Annotated in this window: 14 protein-coding genes; 8 read left to right on the top strand and 6 right to left on the bottom strand. The window is 39.6% G+C overall.

The annotated features are described in order from the left end of the window. Positions 1–16: 16 nt before the first annotated feature. Positions 17–604, bottom strand: a complete 588-nt coding sequence (locus tag ACKGJN_RS08800; protein ID WP_409539116.1) for a fasciclin domain-containing protein — start codon at positions 602–604, stop codon at positions 17–19. 34 nt (positions 605–638) lie between these two features. Beyond that, the gene (locus ACKGJN_RS08795) at positions 639–1148 is read right to left on the bottom strand and encodes a c-type cytochrome (protein WP_409539115.1); all 510 of its coding nucleotides are present in this window, start codon (positions 1146–1148) and stop codon (positions 639–641) included. A gap of 415 nt (positions 1149–1563) precedes the next feature. On the opposite strand from ACKGJN_RS08795, the gene ACKGJN_RS08790 reads away from it, so the two are divergent. The 8 genes from ACKGJN_RS08790 (at position 1564) to ACKGJN_RS08755 (ending at position 9124) form a co-directional block, all read left to right on the top strand. Then, positions 1564–2079, top strand: coding sequence for a YqiA/YcfP family alpha/beta fold hydrolase (locus ACKGJN_RS08790; RefSeq protein ID WP_409539114.1), 516 nt, complete (start codon positions 1564–1566; stop codon positions 2077–2079). Positions 2080–2123: 44 nt separating this feature from the next. Beyond that, complete coding sequence (locus ACKGJN_RS08785) at positions 2124–3023, top strand: helix-turn-helix transcriptional regulator (RefSeq protein WP_409539113.1); 900 nt, start codon at positions 2124–2126, stop codon at positions 3021–3023. 490 nt (positions 3024–3513) lie between these two features. Further along, positions 3514–3942 (top strand): DUF6150 family protein, encoded by a 429-nt coding sequence (locus tag ACKGJN_RS08780; protein WP_409539112.1) that lies wholly within the window; start codon positions 3514–3516, stop codon positions 3940–3942. Positions 3943–3981: 39 nt separating this feature from the next. Further along, the gene (locus tag ACKGJN_RS08775) at positions 3982–4833 is read left to right on the top strand and encodes an endonuclease/exonuclease/phosphatase family protein (RefSeq protein WP_409539111.1); all 852 of its coding nucleotides are present in this window, start codon (positions 3982–3984) and stop codon (positions 4831–4833) included. Between the two features lie 314 nt (positions 4834–5147). After that, entirely contained in the window at positions 5148–5921 is a 774-nt protein-coding gene (gene ku, locus ACKGJN_RS08770) for a non-homologous end joining protein Ku (RefSeq protein WP_409539110.1), read from the top strand. Then, entirely contained in the window at positions 5922–8378 is a 2457-nt protein-coding gene (ligD, locus tag ACKGJN_RS08765; RefSeq protein WP_409539109.1) for a DNA ligase D, read from the top strand. It begins immediately after the preceding gene. A gap of 90 nt (positions 8379–8468) precedes the next feature. Then, a complete protein-coding gene (locus ACKGJN_RS08760) occupies positions 8469–8651 on the top strand; it encodes a hypothetical protein (protein ID WP_409539108.1) in 183 nt (60 codons plus the stop codon). A gap of 41 nt (positions 8652–8692) precedes the next feature. Further along, complete coding sequence (locus ACKGJN_RS08755; protein ID WP_409539107.1) at positions 8693–9124, top strand: hypothetical protein; 432 nt, start codon at positions 8693–8695, stop codon at positions 9122–9124. A gap of 93 nt (positions 9125–9217) precedes the next feature. Here ACKGJN_RS08755 and ACKGJN_RS08750 read toward each other — a convergent pair whose 3' ends face one another. From ACKGJN_RS08750 to ACKGJN_RS08735, 4 genes are all read right to left on the bottom strand, one after another. Beyond that, on the bottom strand, positions 9218–9721 hold the full coding sequence (locus tag ACKGJN_RS08750) for an SRPBCC family protein (RefSeq protein WP_409539106.1): 504 nt from the start codon (positions 9719–9721) through the stop codon (positions 9218–9220). Between the two features lie 684 nt (positions 9722–10405). Further along, positions 10406–11665 (bottom strand): MFS transporter, encoded by a 1260-nt coding sequence (locus tag ACKGJN_RS08745; protein WP_409539105.1) that lies wholly within the window; start codon positions 11663–11665, stop codon positions 10406–10408. 178 nt (positions 11666–11843) lie between these two features. After that, positions 11844–12524 (bottom strand): ArsR/SmtB family transcription factor, encoded by a 681-nt coding sequence (locus ACKGJN_RS08740; RefSeq protein ID WP_409539104.1) that lies wholly within the window; start codon positions 12522–12524, stop codon positions 11844–11846. 915 nt (positions 12525–13439) lie between these two features. Further along, complete coding sequence (locus ACKGJN_RS08735; RefSeq protein ID WP_409539103.1) at positions 13440–17390, bottom strand: AsmA family protein; 3951 nt, start codon at positions 17388–17390, stop codon at positions 13440–13442. Between the last annotated feature and the right edge of the window lie 338 nt (positions 17391–17728).

Raw genomic sequence — 17728 nt, 5'->3', positions numbered from 1 at the left:
TATTGTTTTTGTTTGATTAATTTTTTGGTAAAATGATATCTTCTATTATGTGAACCCAGCCATTGCTAACATTTATAGAGGCAAGAATTTTTGTTCCTCCTACATAGATGTCCTCACCTTCCTGGGTTACCGGAACATATTCCCCGGATGCCATATATAGAGTACGCCCTTTTTCAACATTTTTTTTCAGGGTTTCAATTGGGTAATTGCCTGGCGCCACATGATTTATTAGGATATTTGCAAGTTTTTCCTTGTTCTCAGGTTTCAGAAGGTCATCCAAAGTGCCTGCCGGTAACTTGTCAAATGCGGCGTTGGTAGGTGCGAAAACCGAAAGGGGACCAACGTTTACAAGTGCATTTTCAACTTCAGCAGCTTGTACCGCAGCAACCAGGGTGGTATGATCTGGAGAATTGATAGCGGTGTTCAGAGCATTTGGTTCAGAATTTTCATCATCGATAAAAGCCTGGCCGCGATTGGAAGCAGCATCGGTGGTTTCCTCGGTATCAGTGGAAGTTACTTCCTCTGAGGGTTTTTCTTTACATCCTACAAACAGCATTGTGCCTGCCATTATAAGATAAGCAAATAAAAAAGATCTTGTTTTCATATTAAGCGTTTTTGGTTAGATTAAAATTTAATTTTTATTTCTCGTCATCAAGAGACCTGAAATATTCAAGAATAGATCTTGCTTCCTCCTCGGTTAGGTTTTGATTGGCCATTATTGCCATGTTGGATTCTAAAAGCAATTGTTTTGCAATAGGATCTTTGGCGATCATTTCCTGAGGATTCAGGATCATGTTCATGATCCATTCAGGTGAGCGGCGTTCGGTTATTCCTACCATTGCCGGACCAATGAATTTTTTATCGGTTTTATGGCAGGCGGTACACATATTCTTAAAAACTGTTTCTCCCTTTACAGCAAGCGCTTTATCAATTTCGGCATCCAGGGATACTGATTTTATGGGTCCTATGCCTTTATTGGACATATCCACCATATCTCCTGAGCTGGTGGCAGGAGCTTCTTTTTTAGGATTTTCCTTGCTGTAATCTTCGATTTTAATATCTTCCTTCTCTTTTTTTTCTGAATCCCCGCAGCCCGTAAAAACGGCAAGGGTGAATAAAAACAGAATAAAATTTGATAATTTTCTCATTTGTTTATGTTTAATTAATTGTCACAAATTTAAAGTTGTTGTCTTTTTTATTATATGACCAAAATCATAAAAAGTTAAATTTCGGAGGAACTTGTCTTGTTAAAGCATGAAATAATAGCATTTAAAAAAATCTGGGTTTTAATCCCTCATTGAGGGTTTGTTTCCCCGAGGCCTGCCCGATTCATTCAGGCTGGCTTGCCTTGAATTATTAAAAGTATTATTCAATTCATACTTTTTTCGGTTACCCCAAGATTTTTAATTACCCGGATTTTTTAAAAAGCCGGGAGGGGAACCTTGCAGAAGGAAGGATCTTTAGAAAAAAAAAGAATTACAATTATAAGGTTAGACGACATTAATTGGCGTGTGCTTTCCCTTTCTTTGATTTAAACCTTAAAAAAACAATAAATACTTACTTATGAAAATACTTTATTTACACGGCTTGGAAAGCAAATTGAGCGAGGAAAAAAGAACTATTTTGGGAAGATTTGGGGAGGTAAGCGCGCCTAATCTGAATTACTATAACAACCCGGATGCAATAGAAAGTATCGTGGAAAAATATGGAAAAGCGGGAATAGATGTGGTGATAGGAAGCAGTATAGGAGGCTTCGCTGCATATTATGTTTCTACAGTTTTAAAGAAACCAGCATTGCTATTCAATCCGGCTTTAAGAAAACGTTCTGTGGAGCAAATCATACCTTCTGAAGCGATAAATTCCTATACCCTGAAGCATTTTGTGCTTGGTGCCGATGATAATGTGGTAAATCCCGCAGACACTATGAATTTCATTTCAGAAAAATACAATGAGTTTACAGACTTTCACCTTCATATCCGGCCAAAACTCGCCCACAGCATACCTGTGCATGTATTTGAGGACGAAGTTGAAAATTTTTTCACGCAGGTTTTGGGAAAATATATCAAACAGCGTCATTAAATGTCCCGATATGGTTTTATATTGGTTTTTTAAAAATTAAATTTATGTCAAGACAGGAAGGATTGCAACGTCATCGCTTTATCATACATCAACTCTCTAAACGTCCTTCATCTTTTGAAGATATTCAGAATTTTTTGCGTTTACAGGAAACGCTGTCCGAAGACAAACTTACCTGTTCTATCCGCACTTTTCAGCGGGATATGAAAGAGATTGATGACAATTACAAAATAGAGATCAAATGTGACAAATCCCAAAACCTGTATTACATAGCAGAAGATGGGAGGGAAGCGCAGTCTGAAAGACTTATGGAAACTTTCGATCTTTTTAATGCCATCAAAATGGGGAACAGTTTTGGGAATCATCTCATCTTCGAGAATAGAAAAGCTCTTGGTACAGAACATATGCACGGACTCCTGCATGCGATACGGAACAGGCTGGAGGTGAATTTCACCTATAAAAAGTATTACGATTCTTCCATTACCGAAAGAACAGTCCGAACTGTCGCTATTAAGGAATCACGCAACCGTTGGTATCTATTGGCACAGGATACACGGGATGAAAAAATCAAGAATTTCAGTTTAGATAGAATAAGCAAGCTTGAAATAAGTGGCAAGAAATTCAGGGAAATAAAGGATTATGACCCGGTGGAGGAGTTTAGGGATATTTTTGGGATCATTAACGGCACCGGGGAAAAACCTCAAAAAATCGTTCTTTCCTTTACACCCCAGGAAGGCCGTTACATCAATTCATTGCCCCTGCATGCGAGTCAGCAGGAAATTCTGAAAGATAAAAATGAGCACCGCTTCAAATATCACCTGGCGCCAACCCACGATTTTAAGATGGAGATCCTTTCTCACGGGGACCAGGTAAAGGTGCTTGAGCCGGAAAGCCTGCGGAAGGACATCATTGCACAACTCCAAAAAAATCTTGATGCCTATTATTAATTACCGGGGAAATAAATTGAATTTTTTGGTACTGTTTCAGGAAATTGCAGAAAGGTACTTTCTTTAATCACAAAGGACATAAAGTTTACACAAAGTTCGCCAAGTCTTGCTATACCATTCGGCATTGCTGTCAAGTAGTCCTTTTCTAATTTCCAACTCAATAATTATCCATGATTCATTTCCAATCATCACTTTTTCTTTGTGTCCTCGGTATTTTTTTTTGGTGTACTTTATGGTTAAAAAGATACAAAGCGAAAATGGCAATTCAGAACTGAGATCTATATTATAATCCAAAATGTTCTATAACATAACCTTTTTTTTTAAGCTTTTCTTCTGAAGGATTTATCCGAAAGAACTTGTAAAACAGGTGATGATTGAAATTTCACCTGCTTAAAAAATCTGAGCAAATTCGCGTTGGATTACGGTTTTCCTTTTTTAGAATCGATTAATAAAGCCTAATTTGGGAAGAAATTCAGAAGGCAAAAATTAGATGAAACACAGTGTCCAGAATTTTCAAACAGAATCAAAATTCATTATAAAATATGAAGGTAATTTTCAATTTCAACGGGACTTTTACAAGAAGAATTTTAGGGATTTTAGTTCTAAGCCTTATGTTTCACCGCTCTTTTCCCAAACGGTATTTCCCGTTAAATTCGCCACCCAGGCCGATGTAAAAGTGTACGAAGTGAAGTTTGAAACCCAGGCGGACCTAAACGTGTTTCGGGTAGATTTTCAAAACCAGGCAACAGATTGCGACGGCCTATGGTTCTACCCAGATTTTGTGAATCAGGCGCAATGGAAGATATTCTTCACCAACTTTCAAACCCAGGCCGATCTTAAGATCTTTTATGTGAAATTCAGAAACCAGGCAGGGTGGAGGAATGAGGAAAAGAAGCAATTGTATTGCAGCAAAACCTAACAACTACAAACCAAATTATTCTCTTTTAAAAAAACTCCAGTGTTGAAAACCCGAATTCTATTAATCTTTTTGCTGTTTTTCTGTAATACCCTTCTCATTGCCCAGGTAAAGATATCTTCCTGGAATCTTCAGAACTTTGGTAAGACCAAAACAGAAGCTGAAATCAATTTTATGGCAAATACGCTGAAGGATTTTGACCTTGTGGCTCTTCAGGAAGTGGTGGCTGGTTATGGAGGTTCCCGGGCGGTTGCAAAACTGGCAGATGAGCTTAACCGGAAAGGAGCAAAATGGAAGTACTTGGTAAGTGACCCAACACAAAGTACGCCTTACGCGACAGAGCGCTATGCATTTTTATGGAAATCGGCAACCGTAAAACAGATGGAGAAAGCCTGGCTGGATCAAAATTATGTAGCTGAGATAGATAGGGAACCCTATATGATGGATTTCAGCTATAAAGGAAAACCATTTACGCTGGTAAGTTTTCACGCCGTTCCCAAAAAGAAGCAACCGGAAACCGAGATCAAATACTTCAAATTTCTGCCCGGAAAATATCCCGGTAAAAACCTGATCTTTTTGGGAGACTTTAATGTTCCGCAGAGCCACACCGTATTTAATCCGCTGAAGAAAATAGGATATCGGCCCGTGTTGCAAAACCAAAAAACCACTATGAAAATGGAATGCGTGGGAGAAGAATGCCTTGCATCTGAATACGATAATATCTTCTATAATTCCAATAACCTTCAGCTTTTAAGTTCCGGGGTGGTTTTGATCTATAAAAAATTCCCCGATATGAAAGCGGTGCGCCGCATCTCGGATCATCTTCCAGTGTGGGCCGAGTTTGAATTTTTGGATGGTAGCCAGGAGATGCAGGCGATAGTACCAGGGAAGTGATTGTTGGTGATGAGGTGATTATAAGAACTAAAGCCGTGGGGTTCATTAAAAATACGATAATTAATGCCCTGCTGAAATAACACAAGGTTTCCAATTGATCTTGAAGCCGGAGCCAATAGGTTTCGGTTTTTTTATGCTGGCATCCGGCATCGTCATTTTTAAGCTTCGCACCTCCTGAATACGCTAAAGTTTTAATAAATTGAAGAAATGAGGCATGGAAAAGTATTAATTTAATCTCTTTGAGGGTTTTTAAGTATAAATCAGGGAAGTAACTTCCGTGTGATGGTTACTTTTTTTCAAATAAGATAAAAATTATGAGATCGATTTGGAATGGTTCAATACAATTTGGCCTGGTTTCAATTCCCGTAAAATTATATTCGGGATCTGAAGACAGGAAGATAGACCTTGATATGCTGGACAAACATGACAATGCCCGGATACGCTATAAAAGAGTGAATGAAGATACGGGCAAAGAGGTAGAGTGGGATGATATCGTAAAAGGTTTTAAGCAGGGCGAAAAATACGTGGTATTGGAAGATGAGGATTTTGAAAATGCCAACATGAAGAAAAGCAAGACAATAGATATTGAGGAATTCATTGAGGAGAATGAGGTAGCCGATGTGCTGTTTAAAAAACCCTATTTTCTCGAGCCTCAAAAAGAGGGCGGGAAATCCTATAATTTGCTTCGTGAAGCCCTGAAAAAAACCAAAAAACTTGGTGTTGCCACCTTTGTAATGCGGCAAAAAGAACACCTGAGCCTGGTGGGATTATATAAAGATGCCCTCGTGTTGCATGTAATACGTTTTTCCGATGAGATCCGCGATCCGGGAGAATTAAAATTACCAGATACCAAGGTGACCAAAAAGGAAGTGGATATGGCCATTTCACTTATAGAACAGTACACCACAAATTTTAAGTTGGAGAAATTTAAAGATGTGTATAATGATCAATTGATGAAGATCATAAATTCCAAAAGTGCCGGGAAAAAGGCCAAAGCTTCCAAATACGAGAGCAAACCCACCGCCGCATCAGATCTTATGGCCCAGCTTAAGGCGAGCCTTGAAAAAAAGAAAACCAAGGCTTCCTAAATGAGCTTAGAAGAATATTTCAAGAAGCGCGATTTTAATAGTACCCCCGAGCCAAAAGGTTCCATTCCGAAAAGTAAAGGGGACCTGCGGTTTGTGATCCAGCGTCACCAGGCAACCCGCCTGCATTATGACCTCCGGCTGGAAATGCAGGGCACTTTGAAAAGCTGGGCGGTACCCAGGGGACCTTCCATGAATCCGGCGGATAAGAGGCTTGCTATCCAGACAGAGGATCATCCCATCGAATATTTGACATTTCAGGGGACTATTCCAAAGGGGAATTATGGAGCAGGGGAGATGAAGATCTGGGATGAAGGTATTTATAAAGGAACCGGGGATCTCTCCAAAAAGGAACTGCTGGAACAATTTGTAAAGGGAGATTTAAAGCTGGAATTCTTCGGGAAAAAGATCAAAGGAACATTTGCTCTTGTAAAGACCAACCGGGAAGATAAAGGAAACCAATGGTTGCTCATCAAAAAAACCGACGATTTTTCTACCGATCTCTCTTATGATGCCGAAGATTTCTCTCCCAAAAGGGATATGAAAAAAATACCGGCCCCAAAAGTTAAAAGCCTTCAGCCAACAGAAACCATAAAACCCATGCTGGCCACCGCCACCAAAAAGATCTTTAACGATCCCAAATGGATCTACGAACTCAAATGGGACGGGTACAGGATGATCGCTAATATTAAAGACGGAAAAGCAGCGCTTTATTCCCGCAACGGAATCTCCTTTAATTCGAAATTTTCAAGATTGAAACGTGATTTGGAACAAATTCCACATAATGTGATTTTGGACGGCGAAGTTGTAATCGTGGATAAAAAAGGAGTACCCGATTTTCAGAAATTGCAGAATTACGATGAACATACCCTGGGAGAATTGCGGTTTTATGTATTTGATATGTTATATCTCAATGGCTTGAGTATGCTTGATCTGCCGCTGGTTGAGCGCAAATCCCTGATAGAAGAAGTTATTGAAGGTACCTATCACACCTATTACTGTGATCATATGGAAGGAATGGGAAGTGCTTTTTACAAGCGGGCCATAGATGCAGGGATGGAAGGGGTGATCGCCAAAAAAGCCGATTCAAAATACAGTCCGGGGTACCGGAGTGAGAACTGGCTAAAAATTAAGGCAGTTCAAAGCACCGAGGCAATTATATGCGGGTACACCAATTCTGAAAGCGGGGGTTCTCTTTTTGGTTCTCTTATCCTTGGAATGTATAAAGAGGAAAAGCTTACATATATCGGGAATTGTGGTTCCGGTTTTTCAGAAGCAGAGCAAAAAAAACTGCTGGTAAAATTCAGAAAACTGGAATCGGTAGAAAGTCCGTTTGATAAGAAGATCAATTTAAAAGGCAGAACACCGCACTGGTTGAAACCCCAACTTATTTGTGAAGTTCACTTTACCGAATGGACCAAAACAGGAAGGTTACGGCATCCCGAATTCAAAGGCCTGCGGAATGATAAAAGCCTGACTGAAATCACCGGAGAAAAGGTGGTGGAAAATCCCGAAAGTATAAGCGAAACTTCCACCGATAAAGGGTCAGCGAAAGCAGGTCACCTAAAAATTGACGGCATTGAAGTTCCCTTCACCAACCTGGATAAGATCTACTGGCCGGAATCGGGTTTCAGAAAATATGACCTTATAGATTATTATATCAAGGTGTCTGATGTTATTTTGCCCTATTTGATAGACAGGCCCGAGAATTTACACCGGCATCCCAACGGGATTGATCAACCGGGATTCTATCAGAAAGATAATGAAGGCATACTGCCGGAATGGATAGAAACTTTCAGGGTACACTCAAAGTCATCCAACAAGGATATAGAATATCTTTTGTGCCAGAATGAAGCTACCCTGCTTTATATGGCAAACCTGGGGTGTATAGAGATCAACCCGTGGAGTTCCCGCATTCAGCATCCTGATAAGCCGGATTTTACGGTGATAGATATAGATCCTTCAGAAAAAAACAGTTTTGAGGAAGTGATAGAAGTGGCCCGGGCTGCAAAGGAGGTTTTGGATAAGGCAAAGATTAAAGGTTACTGTAAGACCTCGGGCTCCAGCGGCCTGCATATCTATATTCCTTTGGAAGGAAAATACACCTATGAGGAAGGCCGGGATTTCACCAAACTGATGTGCTATTTCATTCACGAAATGCTTCCGGAGATCACCAGCATGGAACGAAATATCAAGAAAAGGGGAAAGAAGATCTACCTGGATTATCTTCAGAACCGCAAAGGACAAACCCTGGCTGCGCCATATTGTGTGAGACCAAAACCGGGTGCTACGGTTTCAGCGCCTTTAAAGTGGGATGAGGTGAAACCAGGTTTAAAGATGGAAGATTATACTATAAAAACCATGCCCGGCCGTATCGATAAGATGGGTGATATTTTTAAAGAGGTGTTGGGAAAAGGGATCGATATGGAAACGGCCCTGCAAAATCTTAATGAGGATTAAAGGTTAGTTAGTGGTAAAAAAAGTTGAAAAGTTGAAAAGTTGGAAATTGGAGAGTTAAGTTTGGGGTTCCTGGCTTAAGGCTTTGACCAAATGATCACACATTTTCTAGATGAAATGATTCGTGTTGCGGAAAGGGAAAATCATCAGGAACTTTTGGGGTTTGATAAGGAGCTTCAAAAACATGCGGTCCTGGAAGAAGAAATTTTATTTCCTGCGGTATTGCTGATTGGAGATTACCTAAAACAAAAATACGGCGAAGGAGTAGAGGAGTAAGTCCGGTTTTTCTATATTGTATAACATTTAAATTTTTGCTTTTGATATTGCTAAAACTCTTGTCCTTCATTTTTTTTCTTCTGCTTTCTGTTGCTGGAATGGCACAGTCTGTTCACCTGGAGAACAGGTATGGCAGTAAAGTTTACTTTGTCGACGGAAATACGCTGAAGGCAAACGACAGGTATGGAAAGCCTGTTTTGTTTTATGACAATAAAACCTTGAAGTTGCAGAGCAATTATGGGAAACCATTGTACTTCCTGGATGATCAAACGGTAAAAGTAAAGAACAGGTATGGAGAAGCATTGCTGTTTTTCGATGGCAACTTTATTAAAACCGAAAACCGCTACGGGGAAAAACTGTACTACCTCGACGGGAATATCCTCAGAAGATCAGATCTATATGGCAAGCCCATTTACTATTTTGAAGAAGTACCGGAGAGGTGGGTGTTGGCTGGGGTGATTCTTTTCCTTTAACGTGGTTAATTCTTTATTACCGAAAGTTTACAGAGAGTTTCATCCGTAGCTTTTTTTATCTAAGGCCAGCCTTTCTTTTTAAAGTGGAATTTTTTATTCCCACCCCGAACCCAACAATTCGTCAAGATTTTCCAGTGCAGCCGTAAATCCTTCTTTAAAGCCCATTTCAAGCAATTTTTCAAGATCAGAAAGCAAATCAAACTTTGTTTCTATTGAAACTAATGTTGAATTGGATTTTTCACTGAATCCAACGGTCCAGAATGATATGGGTAACGCCGTGTCAACCGTTCCGTTTTCGTCACAAAATGCATCCCAGCCTGAAAAACTTTTTAAGGAGATAATCTCTTTGTAATCTGCCCTTGACCAATGTTTTGTTCCACTTGGTCCCTCCATTACATACAGCCAGAATCCCCCTTCTTTAAAATCCATTGTTTTGGTGGTAGCCTTCCAGGGTTTCGGGGCCCACCATTGGTCCAGAATCCGACTTTCTGTCCATGCAGCCCAAACTTTGGAAAGTGGTGCTGCAAATTCTCTCTTTACATTTATTCTTTTATTTTCCCTGTCAATGGAAAAATTCATTAAAAGATCTGTTTTCATGATTATTTAATTTAAGTTTATAAATGCCGGTTAATTCTGATCTGTAAATTCCCATGCGGATGTTTCCTGGTTTCAAAAATCGAAATTCAGCAAAAGTCACTGAGTTTTTCTTTGCACTCTCTGCGGGTTTTCTTCGCGCTCTTTCTGGTTAAATTGAGCAAAAACATTCATAATCAGAATTTTACCTTAAGATAAATCATAATAAAAATTGAAGAAAATGTTTTAAGTATCTTTTATGAGAGAATTAGGATTGAATAAAAACAGAAGCATTCTTAAAGACCTTCAATTGTATTTTTAAATACCCTCAGCATCACACTTAATTAAAAACCCTCAGGACTTAATAGTTCTGAGGGTTTTTCTTTGCGCTCTCTGCGGTTAAATTTTTTATCTACGATTAATTCATTTTAGCGCCAAGATCGCAGAGGTTTACGCAAAGGTCGCGGGGAGATTTTCTTTTGCTGTGCGTTCTCTGTTGTTACTCTTTTTTTCGAAAAGAATGGGTTTTCCGCTTAGCGTTTAGCTTTGAATTTTGATTTTTTGAACTTTGAATTATTCGCCAGATTGCTTCTCCCGATCCAAAAATCGGGATCGCAAGGACAGGCTCATTTCGAAATGACTCCAGGGGATGGCTTTTCCGTTTAGCGTTAACTTTTGAAACTTTGAACTTTTGAAACTTTGAACTTTTCAACTTTCTAACTTTGAACTTTTGATCCTCAGCAGCCTGACCGAACTTCCTTCGCCGCATTTCATTCTTACATAAATAACTATGGAAGAAAAGAAGGTGAGCGCGCCCACTATCGCAATAGCAGCTTCTATACTTATAAGATCTGAAATCACACCGGTAAGGATGGCTCCCACTGCATAACCCATATCCCTCCAAAGCCGGAAAATCCCGATACTTTTAGCCCTGTCGGTAGGATGGGTGTTTTCAGCAATAGTGGCCAGGAAGGTTGGATAAACCATCGCAGTTCCCCAGCCCAGAAGGGCCATCAACCCTACGAATTGCCACATGGTATTTGCCCATACAAGGGCGATTAGCACTACTGCCTGTAAGAACATCCCAACAAAGAGCATATCTTTTTTGCAGAACTTATCGGCCATCCTTCCGGTGAATAATTGTCCAATTCCCCACACGCCGGGGTAAACAGCTACTACAATCCCTATTTGTTCCAGGTTAAATCCCCTGGTGGCCAGAAGGATTGGAAAAAGACCCCAGGCCATCCCATCATTCAGATTATTGATAAGCCCCGCCTGGGTGACAGATCCAAGGTTCTTATCTTTCCAGGTGGTGTCCCAGAAAATGTTTTTCAGCAAGGGAAAATCACTGGTATCTCCCTCTTTCAAAGCATGGCCACGTGTATCTTTTATAAGAAAAATACTGGATAGCAATCCCAGAACCATCAGTATGATGCCCAGATAAAAAGGATAGGGCCTAAGGCCGTACTCGGCGGCTATCCAGCCCGTTAACCAGGCAACCAGACCTACAGCCAGATATCCTGCAAATTCATTAAGGCCCATGGCAAATCCGCGCTGTCTTTCGCCAACAAGATCAATTTTCATAACCACGGTGCTGGACCAGGCAAGCCCCTGGTTGATCCCCAGCAAGACATTGGCAGCGATTATCCAGTTCCAGTTTTCGGCAAACATCAGGATAAACGGGATGGGAATTGCAAAGATCCATCCCAGGACCAGCAGGTTCTTTCGTCCAAACTTATTGGCAAGGGCTCCAGCATAATAATTGGAGATGGCCTTCACGATCCCGAACACTACAATAAAGGAGAGGATTGCGCTGGTGGCAGCTATGCCAAATTCCTTTTCGGCAATCTCGGGCAGAATACTGCGTTCCAAACCTACCATTCCACCCACAAAGGCATTTACAATTACCAGCAGGGTAAACTGTTTCCAGTTTTCCTTTAATCCGTGTTCCAGCGTATCTTTTTGCATATTTTTTGAGTAATGTCTGGTAAAGAGTCAAGATCGTTGCGCTTTTGGCGTAAGTACATGAATCAGGAACCAGGACTTGATTTCCCTCATTGAGGGTTTAAACCGCCTGAATGTTTCGGGCAGGCTCCCCCGGGTTTTTGATTTAACCGATAAACATTCAGTTATGATTGCTATTTTTTTATTCCGAATTATCTAAATGACTTATCTCAGCAGGAAAACCCATCGCTTTCCAATCCGGATATCCTTCTTTTAATCTTTTTGCCTTAAAACCTTTTTCTCTCAGCAAGCTTACTGCCTCATCGGCATATACGCATAAGGGCCCACGGCAATAGGCGATAATTTCCGAATCTCTGGGAAGTTCATCCATTCGGCCGGCAAGCTCTTCCACGGGAATAGAAATGGCTTCCTTAATGTGGCCATGTTCATACTCTTCCCCCGGACGCACATCGAGAATGACAACATCCTGCCCGGTAATTTTCTGACGTAACTCTTTCAATGTTACGGGTTCCAGTTGATTTTCGGAATGATAAAAATCATGAACGAGTTTCTCTGCTTCAGCGTTTTGGGCAAGCCCAAGTTCCCGTAAAGCCCTCCAGACCTGAAATACGCTCTCACCGGCAAGATGATAGTAAATGAAATTTCCCTTTCTGCTGATCTCTACCAGGAGCGCCCCTTTTAATACCTGCAAATGTTGCGAGGCGTTGGCGACACTCAAACTTGTTTGTTCTGCGATCTTCTCCACAGAAAAAGGACCTTGTGCCAACAGATCAATGATTTCCATTCGGCGGGGATTTCCCAGCGCCTTGGTCACTTTTGCCAGCTCGGTATATATTTTATTCTTAAACTCCCTCTTCTCCATAGCTTCAAATCTTTAGCTGAATTTCAGTTGCAAAGATAAAAATATAAATAACTATTCAATTATTTTATTGAATAGTTATTTAGCAGCAATGGCTGATTAAATAAGGAAGATTTAAGCTTAGGAAATTAGCTTAGACCGGCCACGAACTATTTTTATGGAGAAAGATCTCTTATAAGGCCGTAGAAATGCTCTTTCCCTATTGGTTTTCATTTATCTTTTCTTTCCGCTCTCTTCGGTTGCTCTTTTTTATCGAAACTAATACGTTTATTAGGGAACTTTCTAACTTTTGCATTTTGAAACTTTTTGAACTTTGAAATTTTTTTACCACAAAGGTCACAGAGGTTTACACAAAGTTCACGGAGAGATTTGTTTTCTCTGGATGCTTTTAGTTATCTATTTTATTAGAGTTCTCTGCGGTTCAGCTTTTACCGCAAAGAATGGGTATTTTCCGTTTAACTTTTTGAACTTTGAAACTTTTTTACCACTGTCATTTCGAGCGAGCGGTTTAAACTTGAAATTTGTTTGCCTGAAGGCATTGATTTTTATTAGGCTTTTGTCAGGTTTTCGGAATAAAGCGACGAGAAATCTCATGTTTGAAGGTAGAAGGTTTTAAGGGAGTTTTGGCTTTACTAATTTGAGATTTCTCAATCGCCAGATTGCTTCTCCCGATCCAAAAATCGGGATCGCAATGACAGGCTCATTTCGAAATGACTCCAGGGGATGGCTTTTCCGTTTAGCGTTTAGCTTTGAACTTTGAATTATTCGCCAGATTGCTTCTCCCGATCCAAAACCCGGGATCGCAATGACAGGCTCATTTCGAAATGACTCGAGTGGATTTGCGTTTAACTTTTGAACTTTCTAACTTTCTAACTTTTAAACTTTTAAACTTTTAAACTTTTCAACTTTGAAACTTGTCTATTTTTCCTTCTGTAACTGCCGATTGCTCAACCGTACTTTTACATTCAACTTTTGCTTCCGCTCTTTTTCATGGTTCTTATCCTGTACAAGTTGCAGGTAGAATTTTGAACCTGCCTTTGCAAAGGTTGTTTTTTCTGGAAGCGTCAAACCATCCTTACTTTTAAGGTTCCTCCAGGGCAGCGATAGCCAAACATCGATATACTCATCAAACTTTACCTTTCCTTCTACAAAAACATGAATGGCAGAGGATTGTATTTCCGTTTGGGGAATGAGGAGTACACCATCCCTAATTTCAAAAGTCTGAACGATGGGTCTAAATCGCAACTTCTCAAAACGCTCATCTTTCATCATTACCGAGTTTTCTATGATGGGTTTGTAATTGAAAAGTTCAAAATCCTTTAACTGTAATTCTAAGGTGCCGTTTAAAGACTCCAGCTTCACTTTGCCATCATTATCAAGAGCTCCAATCGCTTTTAAATGCAAATCAAGCATTCCTTCTATGGTGTCAGTGGCTCTTAAATCAGCATCATTAAAATAATCAAATCCTGTTACCAGCTCGTGAATGTCAACGTCAGTTGCTTTCATATCAATGGTCACAGGCAGGTTGTCACTGGTTTTTAAGTCAACCTCCATAGTTAGGGCGATAGCGCCACCATGAAAATCGAGTTGTGTGTCTTCAATTTTAAACTTGCCGGTATCGTCAAACAAAAGATCCATTCCAAAATCGGTCAAAGTAAAATCCTTATGCTTTAAGGTATCTATCTTAACGCCTAAAGTTGGATAGAAGGATGTATTGATCTTGACCATGGCATCCTTTAATTTCTGCAGATCTGTTTCTTTTCGGGTTGGCGTTTCATTGTTTAATGTCGCATTCTTTAAAAATTCCTTGAGGTCGTCAGTGTTCAGATATGGCGAATGAATAGAGAAATTGGATTTATGAATACTGTTTTCATAGGAATTATTTATAAATTCCGAAAAATGATCGATCGATCCGGAAAAATTGATGGCACTTTTTCCCGGCAATTTGATGTCGAGGTTTTTCAGGGTAGCCAAATCATCATTTATTTCCAAATGCAGGCTATCTACCGGAATTTGTAGGTTTGCCGCCGTGTAATCAATACGTGTGTTGCTTAACTTTAAATCGCCAAAGGTCTTTGAATTCATAATATTCAAATCTTCAGATTGTGCATTGTAGTTGCCGACAAATTCAAAATCACCCGATTGAAAAATAAAGTTGGTGGTTTTTAAGTAATCATTTAAATCTTCTGATTTTCCTTTGACCTTCACGAAAAAATCAAGGTCAAAAGGATTCCCGCCTGATAAGTCTTCTTTGCTGCTGTGCGCATTGATAGTGCCCTCTATGTAGACTTTGGTGTCTTTGTAGGTTACATCGAGATGGTTCAGCCGAAGAATGGAATCGTTTTCAAAATAGATCGCAGCTTTTAAGTTCTCGGTGATTAGTCCGTCATATTGGAGCGAATCAATGTCCAACTCAATTTCCGGATAGAACTTATACATATCCTTAAACAAACTGTGCATGGCTTTTTTAGTCCGTAGCTCCTTGTCAGCGTTTTCATTATCAAAGGATTTTATGGTATTCAACACATCATCAACATTTACGAAGGGCGCTTGTATCTTCAGGGCCATAGAGCCAGCATTCTGTACATCGTTTAATAAGAAGCTTGGAAACTGTTTGATACTTCCGGTTAAATTCAATGGGGTTTGTTCATCCACCTCTAAACTGAATTTATTCAGAAGAATATCAGAATTATCCAAAAATAGTGAGATAGAATCAATAACCACCTCCATATCTGCAGGTTCATAGTAGAGTTTGGTATTGGTTAAGGCCAAATCGCCTCGCGCATTATTCAAAAGTTCAGAAAACCTTTTGACATTGCCATTCACTTTTCCCTGAAACTGAAATTCACCGGAGTCTATGTGGAACAATTCAATATTGAACAGCTCCTTAAAAACAGCAATGGAGCCGCTTGAGGTAGCTTCGGCATCCATATAAATGGCATCCTTAAACTTGCTTTCGGGTCCATATATGATGAGGTTGCCATTAAGGCTTGTAGAGGATTCGTAGTATTTAAAATCAAAATTTCTCAATAAAATAGTTTCAGAATTCAATAAAGTTATGCCCGATTTCAAGTTATGGATAACATGATCATTATACTGCAAAGTGTCCACCCTGATACCGAATTGCGGATGGAATTGGGTATAAACCGCATCCAGGGTTTCGTGCAGCGTCTTTCGATTGTTCTTGTTTAAATCAGATTTTGGGATAAATTGTAGTGCCGTCGCAATTAGTTCATTGACATTGAGGTTTTTGGAATCCAGAAAAATCTGGCTCGTTGTGGGGAAGCCCGGCTCTTTTGATAAAAGTCCCGATAAGTTTTTGAGTTGGCCATAAAGCACCAGATTTTCCCCATTAGGAAGATTGATAACCAACTGTTTCAAATATGAATTTTCGGGTGCCAGCTCAAGGTTGATATTTTGGATGGGCAATTGAAGACCATTTTTTTTAAGGATGACCTGGGTACCTTCCAAATTAAAATGACCAGTGGCAATATTCAAAAAATGATACATATTAGGAATTTCTCCGGCAATGGCAGCATTCAACCGGAACCTTCCACCTTTAAAATCGAAATTTTCAGTTTTTATAATTCTCGTAAGGGACTCATTACTTCCATCCAGCAGGATGGTGGCTTCTACAAAGTTGGAAACATCACGGGTATTTTGGTAGTACCCATGCTGTATAAGAACTTTAGCATCCTCTAAATCCGCTTCAATCCTGTCAAATGCTATTTTGATATCCTTTGAGGATTTCTTTGCTTTTCGATCTTCATCAGTTTCATAAATATCAGTCGTTAAACATCCACCAAAAGAGGCATTTTTAAGATGTAACTTATTTGAAATTATGAGATCATTATTTTTTGTCGAAAAGGTTGCCAGGATATCCGGATCATTTCCATAAGCGAAGTTTCCCGCGATTTTTACTGTGGATTTGAACGGTTTCTGAATGTCAAAGTTTTCCATTTTGACCGCTATGCTATCGGTCAATAATCCTTTGACGGCTTTATAGTCGGTTTTGTCATTTTGAAAATTGAACAGATAGCTATCCAATTCCGACAGATTGAGTTGTGCATTCAATCGAAAGTTCTGTTCGTCAATACGCAGCGGAAATTCAGGGATTTCGATCTGATCATTTTGGATGTCTATCATAAATTTTGGTTTTCCAACGAGACGTGCGCCATTTGAAAAACTTCCTTTTTTTGTATTGAACCCGAGCTTGTTAATTGTAACATCAAAAAATGCACTTCCGGATAGCTGCAGGTCTTTTCCTTTATAGAAGCCTTCGATTTCATGGATGTTATAATCAAAATATCGGTTAGAAATACTGTCTTTACCGATGTATTTCACGTTATAAATAGAGAAGGCAGCGCCATCTTCAGCAAGCCATTCAGGTAGATTGAGCCCTTTTTGTTGGGTTTGTGACTTAAGTCGCCGGAGTTGTTCATGATATTCTAAGGACCTTTTTGAAATAACTTCAGAAGTGATGCGGGCATTATTAATGGAAATATTTTCAAATTTTATGTTTCCTATCAACAGGTTTCCTGCTCCAACAATCAGTTTTGCTTCGTCAATATGAAGGGTCAGGTTTATATCGGTAATCGTGTCTGTGCTTGTATGTGTAATATTTTTTAAAATGAACTCTACTTTTGGGAAACCACTTAAAAAGGTGGTATTTACTTTCTCAACAGTGAATGTCCCTGTACTGTTTTCACTATACCAATCCTGCAACTCATTGATGATGGTATCCCTATTCAGCCAGCCAAGGGTAAAGAGTGCGATGGGAAGTAAAATAATGACTGCTAAAGTTTTTAGAATACGCGGTAACCAGGTTCGGAAAGTGGATTTCTTATATTTTGCATTCTTCGCTTCCAAATCTGAATTTTATTGGAAAATAAGAAGAATATTTGGATTCTCTTGAGCCTTTTTAACTTTGAACTTTTGTTTTACCGCCAAGGTCGCGGAGAGATTTTCTTCCCTGTTGGTTTTTAGTTCTTTTTTCTTTGCGCTCTCTGCGGATTTTTCTTTGCGTTCTCTGCTGTTAAATTTTTACCTCTTGACCCTTTTTAACTTTCAAACTTTGAAACCTTTAAACTTTTTAACTTTGAACTTTTTTACCACAAAGGTCACAGAGGTTTACACAAAGGGCACAGAGAAATTCTTTTTTCTTAACTTTCAAACTTTGAGCTTTTCAATCTTGAACTTTGAATTTT

Source organism: Gillisia xinjiangensis (assembly GCF_046298265.1).
Classification (GTDB): domain Bacteria; phylum Bacteroidota; class Bacteroidia; order Flavobacteriales; family Flavobacteriaceae; genus Gillisia; species Gillisia xinjiangensis.
The sequence above is the reverse complement of the archived record's forward strand: the minus strand, read 5'-3'. Positions and strand labels throughout refer to the sequence as shown.

Bases quoted from the DNA above. Each gene is read 5' to 3' on its own strand.
- ACKGJN_RS08800 (WP_409539116.1), bottom strand. From the start codon at position 604: ATGAAAACAAGATCTTTTTTATTTGCTTATCTTATAATGGCAGGCACA.
- ACKGJN_RS08795 (WP_409539115.1), bottom strand. From the start codon at position 1,148: ATGAGAAAATTATCAAATTTTATTCTGTTTTTATTCACCCTTGCCGTT.
- ACKGJN_RS08790 (WP_409539114.1), top strand. From the start codon at position 1,564: ATGAAAATACTTTATTTACACGGCTTGGAAAGCAAATTGAGCGAGGAA.
- ACKGJN_RS08785 (WP_409539113.1), top strand. From the start codon at position 2,124: ATGTCAAGACAGGAAGGATTGCAACGTCATCGCTTTATCATACATCAA.
- ACKGJN_RS08780 (WP_409539112.1), top strand. From the start codon at position 3,514: ATGAAACACAGTGTCCAGAATTTTCAAACAGAATCAAAATTCATTATA.
- ku (WP_409539110.1), top strand. From the start codon at position 5,148: ATGAGATCGATTTGGAATGGTTCAATACAATTTGGCCTGGTTTCAATT.
- ligD (WP_409539109.1), top strand. From the start codon at position 5,922: ATGAGCTTAGAAGAATATTTCAAGAAGCGCGATTTTAATAGTACCCCC.
- ACKGJN_RS08760 (WP_409539108.1), top strand. From the start codon at position 8,469: ATGATCACACATTTTCTAGATGAAATGATTCGTGTTGCGGAAAGGGAA.
- ACKGJN_RS08750 (WP_409539106.1), bottom strand. From the start codon at position 9,721: ATGAAAACAGATCTTTTAATGAATTTTTCCATTGACAGGGAAAATAAA.
- ACKGJN_RS08745 (WP_409539105.1), bottom strand. From the start codon at position 11,665: ATGCAAAAAGATACGCTGGAACACGGATTAAAGGAAAACTGGAAACAG.
- ACKGJN_RS08740 (WP_409539104.1), bottom strand. From the start codon at position 12,524: ATGGAGAAGAGGGAGTTTAAGAATAAAATATATACCGAGCTGGCAAAA.